A 14,144-nucleotide genomic window follows, 5' to 3' on the forward strand; every position below is an offset into this window, starting at 1 on the left:
TCGGGCACGCGTTTAAAAAGAGAGGCCGGGATGTACATCTATCGCTTGGTCCTGCTCCTGGTAGTGGGGATTTATCTGTTCTCCCCGGCCATCATGGACTGGTGGATCGATGCCACCGGAGCCTGGTATCGGCCGTATCTGCTCTGGCTGATCCTGATCGTCGTGACCTTCATTCTGCAGAGCCAAAAAGATGCCGATGAGCTTTAGCCTGACCCAGATGATCCTGATCAGCGCGGCCTACCTGGCGGTGCTGTTCGGCGTGGCCTGGATCAGTGAACGGGGCATGATCCCCCGGGCGATCATCCGCCACCCGCTGACCTACACCCTGTCGCTGGGCGTCTACGCCAGCGCGTGGGCGTTCTATGGCACGGTCGGCCTGGCTTACCAGTATGGCTATGGCTTCCTGTCCAGTTACCTGGGTGTGTCGGGGGCATTCCTGCTGGCGCCGGTATTGCTGTACCCGATCCTGAAGATCACCCGCACCTACCAGCTGTCATCCCTGGCCGACCTGTTCGCCTTTCGTTTCCGCAGCACCTGGGCCGGTGCGCTGACCACGATCTTCATGCTGGTGGGGGTGTTGCCATTACTGGCCCTGCAGATGCAGGCCGTGGCCGATTCCATCAGCATCCTGACCCACGAGCCGGTGCAGCACCGGGTGGCGCTGAGCTTCTGCGTCCTGATCATCCTGTTCACCATTTTCTTCGGTTCCCGGCACATCGCCACCCGGGAAAAACACGAAGGCCTGGTGTTCGCCATCGCCTTCGAGTCGGTGATCAAGCTGATCGCCATCGGTGGCGTCGGCCTCTACGCGCTGTACGGTGTGTTCAACGGCCCGCAACAGCTTGAACTGTGGCTGTTGCAGAACCAGACCGCCCTCGCCGCCCTGCACACACCGTTGCAGGAAGGCCCGTGGCGTACGCTGTTGCTGGTGTTCTTCGCGTCAGCGATCGTGATGCCGCACATGTACCACATGACCTTCACCGAAAACCTAAACCCACGCTCGCTGGTGAGCGCGAGCTGGGGTCTGCCACTGTTCCTGCTGCTGATGAGCCTGGCGGTGCCGCTGATTCTCTGGGCCGGGTTGAAGCTGGGGGCCAGTACCAATCCGGAGTACTTCACCCTCGGCATCGGCATGGCCGCCAACAATCACGCCTTGGCCCTGCTGGCCTATATCGGCGGCCTGTCGGCCGCCAGCGGCCTGATCATCGTGACCACCCTGGCGCTGTCGGGCATGGCCCTCAACCATCTGGTGCTGCCGCTCTACCAGCCACCGGCCGAGGGCAACATCTACCGCTGGCTGAAGTGGACCCGGCGAGCGCTGATCGTCGCGATCATCATGGCGGGCTACGGCTTCTACCTGATGCTGGGCGACGGACAAGACCTGGCCAACCTGGGTATTGTCGCCTTCGTCGCCACCTTGCAGTTCCTGCCGGGCGTGTTGTCGGTGCTGTACTGGCCGACCGCCAACCGCCGTGGCTTTATCGCCGGCCTGCTGGCGGGCATCCTGGTCTGGCTGGTAGCCATGCTGTTGCCACTGTTGGGCAACCTGCAGGGTTTCTATATCCCGCTGCTGAACATGATCTATGTGCTCGACGACACCAGTTGGCACATGGCGGCCATCGCCTCGCTGGCGGCGAACGTGCTGATGTTCACCCTGATCTCGCTGTTCACCAACGCCAGCAGCGAAGAGGCCAGCGCCGCCGAAGCCTGCGCTGTGGACAACGTTCGCCGCCCACAACGCCGTGAACTGCACGCTGCCTCGCCCCAGGAGTTCGCTACGCAACTGGCCAAGCCCCTGGGTGCGAAGGCCGCGCAAAAGGAAGTCGAACAGGCCCTGCGGGATCTTTACCTGCCTTTCGATGAACGCCGCCCCTACGCTTTGCGTCGCCTGCGGGACCGGATCGAAGCCAACCTGTCCGGGCTGATGGGGCCCAGCGTGGCCCAGGACATGGTCGAGACGTTTCTGCCCTACAAGGCCGGCGGCGAAAACTACGTCACCGAGGACATCCATTTCATCGAGAGCCGCCTCGAGGACTACCACTCGCGTCTCACCGGCCTGGCCGCCGAGCTGGATGCCCTGCGCCGCTATCATCGCCAGACCCTGCAGGAGCTGCCGATGGGCGTGTGTTCCCTGGCCAAGGACCAGGAAATCCTGATGTGGAACAAGGCCATGGAAGAACTGACCGGAATTGCCGCCCAGCGCGTGGTCGGTTCACGCCTGAGCACCCTGGGCGAGCCTTGGAAAGGCCTGTTGCAAGGCTTCATCGACTTGCCGGACGAGCACCTGCACAAGCAGCACTTGGCCCTCGACGGCCAGACCCGCTGGCTGAACCTGCACAAGGCGGCCATCGATGAGCCACTTGCACCGGGCAACAGCGGCCTGGTATTGCTGGTGGAAGACCTGACCGACACGCAGATGCTCGAAGACAAACTGGTCCATTCCGAACGCCTGGCGAGCATTGGTCGACTGGCAGCCGGGGTGGCCCACGAGATCGGCAACCCGATCACCGGTATTGCCTGCCTGGCGCAGAACCTGCGCGAAGAGCGCGAGGAGGATGGCGAACTGACGGAAATCAGCAGCCAGATTCTCGAGCAGACCCGGCGAGTGTCACGTATCGTGCAGTCGCTGATGAGCTTTGCCCATGCCGGCGGACACCAGCACAACGACGAGCCTGTCTGCCTGGCCGAAGTGGCCCAGGATGCCATTGGCCTACTGGCCCTGAACCGGCGCAATTTCGAGGTGCAATTCTTCAACCTGTGCGACCCGGATCATTGGGTCGACGGCGATCCCCAGCGGCTCGCCCAGGTACTGATCAACCTGCTCTCCAACGCCCGCGACGCCTCACCGGCCGGCAGCGCCGTGCGGGTCAAGAGCGAAGCCAGCGAACACACGATCGATCTGATCGTCGAAGACGAAGGCAGCGGTATTCCACAGAACATCATGGATCGGTTGTTCGAACCCTTCTTCACCACCAAGGATCCTGGCGAAGGCACCGGACTGGGCCTTGCACTGGTCTATTCCATCGTTGAAGAGCATTATGGACAAATCACCATCGACAGCCCGGCCGATGTACAGGGCCAACGCGGCACCCGTATACGGGTGACCTTGCCGCGTCATGTCGAAGCGACGTCCGCTGTGAACTGAGACCGTCGAGAGAATCGAATCAATGCCGCACATTTTGATCGTCGAAGACGAAACAATTATCCGCTCCGCCTTGCGCCGCCTGCTGGAACGCAACCAGTACCAGGTCAGCGAAGCCGGTTCCGTGCAGGAAGCACAAGAACGATTCAGCATCCCCACGTTTGACCTCATCGTCAGCGACCTGCGTCTGCCCGGCGCACCGGGAACCGAGCTGATCAAGCTCGGCCAGGGCACGCCTGTGTTGATCATGACCAGCTACGCCAGCCTGCGCTCGGCGGTCGACTCCATGAAAATGGGCGCGGTTGACTACATCGCCAAGCCGTTCGATCACGATGAGATGCTCCAGGCCGTGGCCCGCATCCTGCGGGACCGACAGACGGCGACCGGCACTCCGGTGGAGCCGACGAACGGCAAGGCTGCCGCCACCAAAGGCTCTGCCGGTAACAATAACGGCGAAATCGGCATCATTGGCTCCTGTCCTCCCATGCAGGATCTGTACGTCAAGATCCGCAAGGTGGCGCCGACCGACTCCAACGTGCTGATCCAGGGCGAGTCCGGGACCGGCAAGGAACTGGTGGCTCGCGCCCTGCATAACCTGTCGCGTCGGGCCAAGGCGCCGATGATCTCGGTGAACTGCGCGGCGATTCCCGAAAGCCTGATCGAATCCGAGCTGTTCGGTCATGAAAAAGGCGCCTTCACCGGGGCCAGCGCCGGGCGCGCCGGGTTGGTGGAAGCGGCGGACGGTGGCACGCTGTTCCTCGACGAAATCGGTGAACTGCCGCTGGAGGCTCAGGCACGGCTGCTGCGGGTCCTGCAAGAAGGTGAAATCCGTCGGGTCGGCTCGGTGCAGTCGCAGAAAGTCGATGTACGCCTGATCGCCGCGACCCACCGTGACCTCAAGAGCCTGGCGAAGATCGGCCAGTTCCGTGAGGACTTGTACTATCGCCTGCACGTCATTGCGCTGAAACTGCCAGCCCTGCGCGAACGGGGTGCGGACGTCAATGAAATCGCCAATGCCTTCCTCGCCCGCCAGAGCGCGCGAGTCAATCGCACCGACTTGAAGTTTGCGCCCGACGCAGAACAGGCCATTCGTCATTACGCCTGGCCAGGTAACGTCCGGGAACTGGAAAACGCAGTGGAACGGGCAGTGATCCTGTGCGAGAACCCGGAAATCTCCGCCGACCTGCTGGGTATCGACGTTGAGCTCAGCGATCTCGACGATGAAGAGTTCATCGGCCTGGCTCCCCAACAGGGTGGCACCGCCAACAACACCAGCCACGAGCCCACCGAAGATCTGTCCCTGGAAGACTACTTCCAGCATTTCGTCCTGGAACATCAGGACCACATGACCGAGACCGAACTGGCGCGCAAGCTGGGGGTGAGCCGCAAGTGCCTGTGGGAACGTCGCCAGCGCCTGGGGATTCCGCGTCGCAAGACCGGAGTGGCCAGCGAAAGCTGAGATCAAGGGTGGGAGCGAGCCTGCTCGCGATAGCGGTGTATCAGCTTGCACTCAGGGCGACTGGCACAACGCAATCGCGAGCAGGCTCGCTCCCACAGAGGTAGACGGTTACAACACCGTGAATGTGAAAAAACTGTTACCTGAGCTTTTTCACGTAACAGAAGCCGGGGTTTACGGTAACGAAATCCCGGCTTTTTTTCGCCTCAAAAAAAGCAGAATAGCCATAGAACCCCCGGTTTCCATGGGCCTTGCAAAAGTTGGCACGCACCCTGCTATAGCTTTGGTACAAGAACAATAACAAGCAATGCACAAGACAATAAAAATAAGACGAATCGACTCACGCACAATAAAAACAAGACGGCGAGAGGCGCAGCTAACTGATTCTTTTGGAGAGGCGTTGTATTTGGGGCTTGCCCCACAACCAGGCCGAGAACAATAAAAACTGTCTCAAGACAGGTGCCTGAACTGGTTGGATCGATTGATCACTGCAACACAGCGACCAAAGCAATCCGTTTGCTCTTGGCTCCCGATTGGGAGGGTCACGCAGGGAAAACCTCGTGACGCGGGCACTCAACAAAAACAAGAAGCCCGAAACCAATAATAAAAACAGAGCATGCAACTAATTCTGGGGGAGCTTCGGCTCCCCTTGTGGTTTCCGACGTTCCACCGCCCCAGGCCTACAAGGCCTTTAGCTTAAAGCTTGCAGCTCAATCTGCTGCGTCCTACACGATCCCCTGACTAAATGCTAGAATCACCGCCCATCATGCGGTCATTCTTCGTTTTGGCCGAACATTCCTTCAAACAGTGCATCCCATGCTGAAGAAGCTGTTCCAGTCATTCCGTTCTCCCTTGCGTCGTACGCAACACATCCGCAGCACGCCTGAAGTGCTCAACAGCGGCCAGCATTCATTGCAGAAGGCCCAGTTCAGCCGTTATGCGGTGAACATCGTCGAACGCCTGCAGAACGCCGGCTACCAGGCTTACCTGGTCGGTGGTTGCGTGCGCGACATGCTGCTCAACATCACTCCCAAGGATTTCGATGTGGCCACCAGCGCCACGCCGGAACAGGTCCGGGCCGAATTCCGCAACGCGCGGATCATTGGCCGACGCTTCAAACTCGTCCACATCCACTTCGGTCGCGAGATCATCGAAGTGGCGACGTTCCGCGCCAACCACCCGCAAAACGATGAAGAAGAAGACAGCAACCAGTCTTCTCGCAACGAGAGCGGGCGCATCCTGCGGGATAACGTCTACGGCACGCTGGAAGAAGACGCGCAACGTCGCGACTTCACCATCAACGCCCTGTATTACGATCCGGTGAGCGAACGTATTCTCGATTACGCCAACGGCGTACATGACATCCGCAATCACCTGATCCGTCTGATCGGCGATCCCAAGCAACGCTACCAGGAAGACCCGGTACGAATGCTGCGGGCCGTGCGTTTCGCCGCCAAGCTGAACTTCGGCATTGAAAAACACAGCGCCGCGCCGATTCGCGACCTGGCACCGATGCTGCGGGAGATCCCTTCGGCGCGGCTGTTCGAGGAAGTGCTCAAGCTGTTCCTGTCAGGCAACGCGGCGGACACCTTCGAGATGCTGGTGGACCTGCAGCTGTTCGATCCGCTGTTCCCGGCCAGTGCCGAGGCGCTGGAGCACAACCCGACCTACACCCATACCCTGATCAGCGAAGCGTTGATCAACACCGACCTGCGCATCAAGCAGAACAAGCCGGTGACCCCGGCCTTCCTGTTCGCCGCCCTGCTCTGGCCGGCCCTGCCGGCCCGGGTACTGCGCCTGCAGGACCGCGGCATGCCGCCGATCCCGGCCATGCAGGAAGCGGCCCACGAGTTGATCGCCGAACAGTGCCAGCGCATCGCGATTCCGAAGCGCTTCACGATGCCGATCCGCGAAATCTGGGATATGCAGGAGCGCCTGCCCCGTCGCAGCGGCAAGCGTGCCGACCTGTTGCTGGACAACCCGCGCTTCCGCGCCGGCTACGACTTTTTGCTGCTGCGTGAAAGCGCCGGCGAACAGACCGATGGCCTGGGCGAATGGTGGACCGATTACCAGGATGCCAATGACAGCGAGCGCCGCGAGATGATTCGTGAGCTCAGCGGCAAGGAAGACGGCGCCAGCGGCCCACGCAAGCGTCGTCGCAGCAGCGGCGCCAAGCGTAAGCGTGCCGGTGTGCCGAGCGCATCGGGCGAGTAATCGATGGAACGCATCTATATCGGTATGGGCAGCAACCTGGCCGAACCCGCGGCACAACTGCGCAGCGCTCTCCAAGCGCTGGCCAGCCTGCCCGACAGCCGATTCTTCGGCGTCTCGGCGTTCTATCAAAGCGATTCATTGTTGCCAGGCCAGCCGCGCTACACCAATGCAGTGGCTGCGCTGGACAGCCAACTGGCGCCGCTGGACCTGCTCGACGCACTGCAAGCCATCGAAACCGGCCAGGGCCGGGAACGCCTGGAGCGCTGGGGCCCGCGCACCCTGGACCTGGACATTCTGCTGTACGGCGATCGGCTGATCGACGAGCCTCGGCTCAAGGTTCCTCACTACCACATGCACGCCCGGGCCTTCGTGCTGTACCCGTTGGCGGAGCTGGCTCCCGCCGACCTGCGCCTGGCCGACGGGCGCCTGCTGCCGGACCTGCTGGCCGCGTGCCCATTCGTCGGCCTGGAGCGCCTGCCCTCCAACTGACGAAGACCATCCCCTGTGTGCGAGCCTGCTCGCGATAGCGGTGTATCAGTCGACATTCATATTGACTGGCCCACCGCTATCGCGAGCAGGCTCGCTCCCACTGGGTCCAGTACCAGACAGTCACATTTCAGACGCCCCCACGGCTGAAACGCATCAGTAACCCCGGTAACACCCGCCGGTAACACATCCAATTGACTTCCCCGGTGCTCCTCACGACTATAGGCGTCCCGTTGTCGCCAACGCGGCATTGAAGGGCGCAATCCAGGCCTTACAAGCACCACGCATAGAGGGTGCGCCTGTTTAAATGACGAATCATGCGCGTTACTCGCAGTAGTTCACGAGCGCCTAATGAGGACTTTTTCATGCCAGCTATTACCCTGACCACGCTGCAAGGTCTCAAGCAGAAAGGCGAAAAAATCGCCATGCTGACCTGCTATGACGCAACCTTCGCCCACGCCTGCAACGAGGCCGGTGTCGAAGTGCTGCTGGTGGGCGACTCCCTCGGCATGGTGTTGCAGGGCCACGACAGTACGCTGCCGGCGACCACCGCTGACATGGCCTACCATGTGGCCTGCGTCAAACGCGGTAACACCGACGCACTGATCCTCGCCGACCTGCCATTCATGGCCTACGCCACCCTCGAACAGACCATGACCAACAGTGCACTGCTGATGCAGGCCGGTGCCCACATGGTGAAGGTCGAAGGTGCGTTGTGGCTGGCCGAGTCGATCCGGTTGTTGGCCGAACGCGGCATCCCGGTGTGCGCGCACTTGGGCCTGACACCGCAAGCGGTCAACGTTCTCGGTGGCTACAAGGTCCAGGGTCGCAATGAAAACCAGGCACGGCAGATGCGCGCCGATGCCATCGCGCTGGAGCAGGCCGGAGCGGCGATGCTGTTGCTCGAATGCGTGCCCAGCGAACTGGCCGAAGAAATCACCCAGGCGGTGAAGATTCCGGTCATCGGGATTGGCGCCGGCAATGCCACCGATGGTCAGGTGCTGGTACTGCACGACATGCTTGGACTATCGCTCACGGGCCGCGCGCCGAAGTTCGTGAAGAACTTCATGACCGGACAACCCAGCATCCAGGCCGCCCTGAGCGCTTATGTGGCTGAAGTCAAAGCGACCACCTTCCCTGGCGCCGAACACGGATTCTCTGCATGAACACCGTCAAGACCGTACGTGAACTGCGGGCCGCCGTGGCCCGCGCCCGCAGCGAAGGCAAACGCATCGCCTTCGTGCCGACCATGGGCAACCTGCACAGCGGCCACGTAGCGCTGGTCACCAAAGCAGCGCAGCGAGCCGACTTCGTGGTGACGAGCATTTTCGTCAACCCGTTGCAGTTCGGTGCCGGCGAAGACCTCGACAAATACCCGCGCACCCTCCCGGCGGACCAGGAAAAGCTGCTCCAGGCCGGCTGCCATCTGCTGTTCGCCCCGTCCGTCGAAGAGATGTACCCCGACGGCATGGCCGGGCAAACCCGAGTCAGTGTGCCGCAATTGTCCGAAGGCCTGTGCGGCGCCAGCCGCCCCGGGCATTTCGAAGGCGTGGCAACGGTGGTCAGCAAGCTGTTCAACATGGTCCAGCCCGACCTGGCGGTGTTTGGCCAGAAAGACTTCCAGCAACTTGCGGTGATCCGCGCACTGGTCCATGACCTGAACATGCCGATCCAGATCATTGGCGAACCGACCGTTCGTGCCGAGGACGGCCTGGCGCTATCGTCGCGCAATGGTTTCCTCAGCCCTGAACAACGTGCCGTGGCGCCTGAGGTCTACCGCAGCCTCAGCCGCATTGCCGAAGCGATCCGACAAGGGCGACGGGACTTCCCGACCCTGATTGCCGAGCAGCTCAAGCAACTCGAAGCCGCGGGCATGCGTCCCGATTACCTGGAGATCCGCGAGGCCCGGACCTTGCGCCCGGCCACGCCTGAAGACCGCGACCTGGTGATCCTGGTCGCCGCGTTCCTCGGCACCACGCGGCTGATCGACAACCTGCACCTGGATCTGGACGCCGCCTGACACCATCCCCTCAGTGGAGCAAACTGTGGGAGCAAGGCTCTCCCGCGATGAAGTTAACACGGCCGGCCCTGGAACCGAGGTGACTGTATCGCGAGCAGACTTTGCTCCCACGGGCTCACCCACAGGGGATGGTGGAGCCATTGCCGCCCTGGCAGCCTTCGGGCAAACTGCCCGCCGTTCGGACCCGACCAGAGGAGAAACCCATGCACGCCATCATGCTCAAGGCCAAGCTGCACCGCGCCGAAGTCACTCACGCCGTGCTCGACTACGAAGGCTCCTGTGCCATCGATGGTGAGTGGCTGGACCTGTCGGGGATCCGTGAGTACGAGCAGATCCAGATCTACAACGTCGACAACGGCGAGCGCTTCACCACCTACGCCATCCGCGGCGAAGAAGGTTCGCGGATGATCTCGGTCAACGGTGCCGCAGCCCACAAGGCCAAGGTAGGCGACCGCGTCATCATCTGCGCCTACGCCCACTACAGCGAAGCGGAGCTGGTCAACTTCAAGCCCCGCATGCTGTACATGGCGCCGGGCAACGAGCTGAGCCACACCAGCAACGCCATTCCGGTGCAGGTCGCCTGACCTGCGCCATGCCCTTGTGGGAGCGAGCCTGCTCGCGATTGCGGTAATTCAGTTGACGTTGCTGGCGACTGACACACCGTCATCGCGAGCAGGCTCGCTCCCACAGTGAGTAATTCTTGTCCAAAAGAGTGCTTCGTCCTCCCGTCTGTCGGCCCTTTCCCACACCTGTTGTATAAAAAAGTACCGGGAACCGGTCTGACAAAGCCAAGACAGATCGCAACGCGAGGTTTACTGTAGTCGCCCTGCGCCCGCAGATCGCGTCGACGCAGTTGTCCGGACGCCCACCGCGGGCCACACCGGAATTTTTAATGTACAAAAGGTCGTTCAAGTAAAAGGAAACCCGCAGCGATGGCGTACTACCGAAACCCTCATGACGTGACCGCCCTGCCCGCCTGGCAGGCGCTGAATGACCACCGCAAGGCCATGCAGGATTTCAGCATGCGCGAAGCGTTCAATGCCGATCCGCAGCGTTTCAACCAATTCACCCTCTCGAGCTGCGGCCTGTTTCTCGATTATTCAAAGAACCTGATCACCACCCAGACCCGCGACTTGCTGGTGGGCCTGGCCAATGAAGTCGACCTCAAGGGCGCAATCAAGGCGCTGTTCGAAGGCGAAATCATCAACGCCTCCGAAAACCGTCCGGCCCTGCACACCGCCCTGCGTCGGCCGGTGGGCGACCGGCTGCTGGTGAACGGCGTCAACGTGATGCCGGATGTGCACAAGGTGCTGAACCAGATCACCGACCTGGTGGGCCGAATTCACGATGGCCTGTGGCGCGGCTACACCGAGAAACCGATCACCGACGTGGTGAACATCGGTATCGGTGGCTCGTTCCTCGGCCCGGAACTGGTGTCCGAAGCCCTGTTGTCCTACGCGCAGAAAGGCGTTCGCTGCCACTACCTGGCGAACATCGACGGCAGCGAGTTCCACGAGCTGACCATGAAGCTGCGCGCCGAAACGACGTTGTTCATCGTCTCGTCGAAATCCTTCAATACCCTCGAAACCCTGAAGAACGCCCAGGCCGCCCGCGCCTGGTACCTCGCCCAGGGCGGTTCCGAAGCGGAGCTGTATCGTCACTTCATCGCCGTATCGAGCAACAACGCAGCGGCCGTGGCCTTCGGCATCCGCGAAGAGAACATCTTCCCGATGTGGGACTGGGTCGGCGGGCGTTACTCGCTGTGGTCGGCCATCGGCCTGCCGATCGCCCTCGCCATCGGCATGTCGAACTTCAAGGAACTGCTGTCCGGTGCCTATTCCATGGACCAGCATTTCCAGAGTGCGCCGTTCGAACAGAACATGCCGGTGCTGCTGGCCTTGCTGGGCGTGTGGTACGGCAACTTCTGGGGCGCGCAAAGCCACGCGATCCTGCCGTACGACCACTACCTGCGCAACATCACCAAGCACTTGCAGCAACTGGACATGGAGTCCAACGGCAAGAGTGTGCGCCAGGACGGCACACCGGTTTCCACCGACACCGGCCCGGTGATCTGGGGTGGCGTCGGCTGCAACGGCCAGCATGCCTACCATCAGTTGCTGCACCAGGGCACCCAATTAATTCCGGCCGACTTCATCGTGCCGGTCGTCAGCTTCAACCCGGTTTCCGATCATCACCAGTGGCTGTACGCCAACTGCCTGTCACAAAGCCAGGCCCTGATGCTCGGCAAGACCCGCGCCGAGGCCGAAGCCGAGCTGCGGGACAAGGGCGCCAGTGAAGAAGACGTGCAGAAACTGGCCGCCCACAAGGTCATCCCGGGCAACCGTCCAAGCAATACCCTGGTGGTCGAACGCATCAGCCCCCGTCGTCTTGGCGCATTGGTGGCGCTATACGAACATAAAGTGTTCGTACAAAGCGTGGTCTGGGGCATCAATGCCTTCGACCAGTGGGGCGTGGAGCTGGGCAAGGAGCTGGGCAAGGGTGTCTATAACCGTCTGGTGGGTAGCGAAGAAAACGCTGCCGAAGACGCTTCGACCCAAGGTCTGATCAGCTACTTCCGTGGACGCCATCGCGGCTGATCCAAACGGCGCACTGCCCCTGTGGGAGCGAGCCCGCTCGCGATAGCGGTGGATAAGTTGACATCAAAGTCGACTGACACGCCGCCATCGCGAGCAGGCCCGCTCCCACAGTTATTTGTGCGTGGCTTGAACCCTCCGGCTACTCGGCGCATCTTTATGACTTGTCGCAAAACAAGAATAAGGAACCGTCATGTTCGATATCAGCCAGTACCCCCAAGCCGATGCCGTCCGCCGGGCTGCGCAACTGAGTCAGGACGAATACCAGCGGCTCTACAAAGAATCCATCGAACACCCCAGCGCCTTCTGGGCTGAACAGGCCACCCGGTTTCTCGACTGGATGGCGCCCTGGCAAACAGTCCAGCGATATGACCTCAAGAACGGCGACGCCACTTGGTTTGCAGGCGGCAAACTGAATGTCAGCGCCAATTGCATTGACCGCCATCTCGAAAAACGCGGCGACCAGACGGCAATCATCTGGGAAGGCGACGACCCCGCCGAATCGGCAGAAATCACTTATCGAAAACTTCACAACCAGGTGTGCCGCCTGGCCAATGTGCTGAAAAGCCGTGGCGTGAAGAAAGGTGACCGGGTCTGCATCTACATGCCGATGATTCCGGAAGCGGCCTACGCCATGCTCGCCTGCACCCGCATCGGCGCGGTGCATTCGGTGGTATTTGGTGGGTTTTCGCCGGATTCGTTGCGCGACCGGATTCTCGATGCCGATTGCCGCACTGTGATCACCGCCGACGAAGGCGTGCGCGGCGGGCGCTTCGTCCCGCTCAAGCGTAACGTCGACAAAGCCCTGGAAAGCTGCCCGAACGTCAGCACGGTCTTGGTGGTGGAGCGTACCCAGGCCGAAGTGAGCTGGGCCGAAGGTCGCGACCTCTGGTATCACCAGGCCATGCATGATGCCAGCGCCGACTGCCCGCCCGAACCGATGGACGCCGAAGATCCGCTGTTCATTCTCTATACCTCCGGCAGCACCGGAAAACCCAAAGGCGTGCTGCACACCACTGGCGGCTATCTGCTGCAGGCAGCCATGACGTTCAAATACGTGCTGGACTATCGCGACAACGAAGTGTTCTGGTGCACCGCCGATGTCGGTTGGGTCACCGGCCACAGCTACATCGTCTACGGCCCATTGGCCAACGGCGCTACCACGCTGATCTTCGAAGGCGTCCCCAGCCATCCCGACAGCTCGCGTTTCTGGCGAGTGATCGACAAGCATCAGGTCAACATCTTCTACACCGCCCCCACCGCCCTGCGCGCGCTGATGCGTGAAGGTGCCGGGCCATTACAGGTCACATCACGCAAAAGCCTGCGATTGCTCGGCAGCGTCGGGGAGCCGATCAATCCGGAAGCCTGGGAATGGTATTTCAACGCAGTGGGTGAGCAACGCTGCCCGATTGTCGATACCTGGTGGCAGACTGAAACCGGCGGCATCATGCTCAGCCCGCTGGTGAGCGCCCGGCGACTCAAGCCGGGCTGCGCCACCCGCCCGATGTTCGGCGTGCAACCGGTACTGCTGGACGAAACAGGCAAGGAAATCAACGGCCCCGGCAGCGGTGTACTGGCAATCAAATCCAGCTGGCCGGGACAGATCCGTAGCGTCTACGGCGATCATCAACGCATGGTCGACACCTACTTCAAGCCCTACCCCGGCTATTACTTTACCGGCGACGGCGCCCGCCGTGACGAGGACGGCGACTACTGGATTACCGGGCGCATCGATGACGTGATCAATGTCTCGGGCCACCGCATCGGCACCGCCGAGGTGGAAAGTGCCCTGGTGCTGCACGACAGCATCGCCGAAGCGGCGGTCGTCGGTTATCCCCATGACCTCAAGGGCCAGGGCATCTATGCGTTTGTCACGCCGATGAACGGGGTCGAGGCCAATGATGAATTGAAGAAAGAATTGCTGGCCCACGTCAGCAAGGAAATCGGCAGCTTCGCCAAGCCGGAACTGATCCAGTGGGCGCCGGCGCTGCCCAAGACCCGCTCGGGCAAGATCATGCGGCGCATCCTGCGCAAGATCGCCTGCAACGAACTCGACAGCCTCGGCGATACCTCGACCCTGGCCGACCCGAGCGTGGTGGAGGGGCTGATCGACAAGCGCCTGAATCGCTAGCGGACATGACGTTTCGCTGACTGATCGTTCCCACGCTCTGTGGGAGCGAGCCTGCTCGCGATGACGGCGATACATTCAGAATCGTTGCAAGCTAACCCACC

The 14,144-nt window shown here is 61.4% G+C and carries 10 protein-coding genes; all 10 read left to right on the forward strand.

Going from position 1 to position 14,144, the window contains the following annotated elements; all coding sequences use genetic code 11:
• Positions 1–30 precede the first annotated feature (30 nt).
• The 10 genes from AD665_RS27450 (at position 31) to acs (ending at position 14,043) form a co-directional block, all read left to right on the forward strand.
• Positions 31–207, forward strand: coding sequence for a hypothetical protein (locus tag AD665_RS27450; RefSeq protein ID WP_003176118.1), 177 nt, complete (start codon positions 31–33; stop codon positions 205–207).
• Positions 191–3,145 carry a sensor histidine kinase gene (locus AD665_RS21990; protein ID WP_024779595.1) on the forward strand — a complete coding sequence of 985 codons (2,955 nt, stop codon included), beginning with the start codon at positions 191–193 and terminating at the stop codon, positions 3,143–3,145. The genes AD665_RS27450 and AD665_RS21990 overlap by 17 nt, the downstream gene beginning before the upstream one ends.
• Positions 3,146–3,167: 22 nt before the next feature.
• Positions 3,168–4,601, forward strand: a complete 1,434-nt coding sequence (locus tag AD665_RS21995; RefSeq protein WP_024779594.1) for a sigma-54-dependent transcriptional regulator — start codon at positions 3,168–3,170, stop codon at positions 4,599–4,601.
• A gap of 813 nt (positions 4,602–5,414) precedes the next feature.
• Positions 5,415–6,812 (forward strand): polynucleotide adenylyltransferase PcnB, encoded by a 1,398-nt coding sequence (locus AD665_RS22000; protein WP_024779593.1) that lies wholly within the window; start codon positions 5,415–5,417, stop codon positions 6,810–6,812.
• 3 nt (positions 6,813–6,815) lie between these two features.
• Complete coding sequence (gene folK, locus AD665_RS22005) at positions 6,816–7,301, forward strand: 2-amino-4-hydroxy-6-hydroxymethyldihydropteridine diphosphokinase (RefSeq protein ID WP_024779592.1); 486 nt, start codon at positions 6,816–6,818, stop codon at positions 7,299–7,301.
• 362 nt (positions 7,302–7,663) lie between these two features.
• A complete protein-coding gene (panB, locus tag AD665_RS22010; RefSeq protein ID WP_024779591.1) occupies positions 7,664–8,464 on the forward strand; it encodes a 3-methyl-2-oxobutanoate hydroxymethyltransferase in 801 nt (266 codons plus the stop codon).
• Positions 8,461–9,318, forward strand: a complete 858-nt coding sequence (gene panC / locus AD665_RS22015; protein WP_024779590.1) for a pantoate--beta-alanine ligase — start codon at positions 8,461–8,463, stop codon at positions 9,316–9,318. The genes panB and panC overlap by 4 nt, the downstream gene beginning before the upstream one ends.
• A 203-nt stretch (positions 9,319–9,521) precedes the next feature.
• Entirely contained in the window at positions 9,522–9,902 is a 381-nt protein-coding gene (gene panD / locus AD665_RS22020; protein WP_007963888.1) for an aspartate 1-decarboxylase, read from the forward strand.
• A 348-nt stretch (positions 9,903–10,250) separates the two neighbouring features.
• Positions 10,251–11,915 (forward strand): glucose-6-phosphate isomerase, encoded by a 1,665-nt coding sequence (gene pgi / locus AD665_RS22025; RefSeq protein ID WP_024779589.1) that lies wholly within the window; start codon positions 10,251–10,253, stop codon positions 11,913–11,915.
• A 190-nt stretch (positions 11,916–12,105) separates the two neighbouring features.
• Positions 12,106–14,043, forward strand: coding sequence for an acetate--CoA ligase (gene acs, locus AD665_RS22030; RefSeq protein ID WP_053193704.1), 1,938 nt, complete (start codon positions 12,106–12,108; stop codon positions 14,041–14,043).
• Positions 14,044–14,144: the final 101 nt, after the last annotated feature.

This window comes from Pseudomonas corrugata (genome assembly GCF_001269905.1).
In the GTDB taxonomy this organism is placed as follows: Bacteria; Pseudomonadota; Gammaproteobacteria; order Pseudomonadales; family Pseudomonadaceae; genus Aquipseudomonas; species Aquipseudomonas corrugata.

Bases quoted from the DNA above. Each gene is read 5' to 3' on its own strand.
- AD665_RS22000 (WP_024779593.1), top strand. From the start codon at position 5,415: ATGCTGAAGAAGCTGTTCCAGTCATTCCGTTCTCCCTTGCGTCGTACG.
- pgi (WP_024779589.1), top strand. From the start codon at position 10,251: ATGGCGTACTACCGAAACCCTCATGACGTGACCGCCCTGCCCGCCTGG.
- AD665_RS21990 (WP_024779595.1), top strand. From the start codon at position 191: ATGCCGATGAGCTTTAGCCTGACCCAGATGATCCTGATCAGCGCGGCC.
- AD665_RS21995 (WP_024779594.1), top strand. From the start codon at position 3,168: ATGCCGCACATTTTGATCGTCGAAGACGAAACAATTATCCGCTCCGCC.
- AD665_RS27450 (WP_003176118.1), top strand. From the start codon at position 31: ATGTACATCTATCGCTTGGTCCTGCTCCTGGTAGTGGGGATTTATCTG.
- acs (WP_053193704.1), top strand. From the start codon at position 12,106: ATGTTCGATATCAGCCAGTACCCCCAAGCCGATGCCGTCCGCCGGGCT.
- panD (WP_007963888.1), top strand. From the start codon at position 9,522: ATGCACGCCATCATGCTCAAGGCCAAGCTGCACCGCGCCGAAGTCACT.
- panC (WP_024779590.1), top strand. From the start codon at position 8,461: ATGAACACCGTCAAGACCGTACGTGAACTGCGGGCCGCCGTGGCCCGC.
- folK (WP_024779592.1), top strand. From the start codon at position 6,816: ATGGAACGCATCTATATCGGTATGGGCAGCAACCTGGCCGAACCCGCG.
- panB (WP_024779591.1), top strand. From the start codon at position 7,664: ATGCCAGCTATTACCCTGACCACGCTGCAAGGTCTCAAGCAGAAAGGC.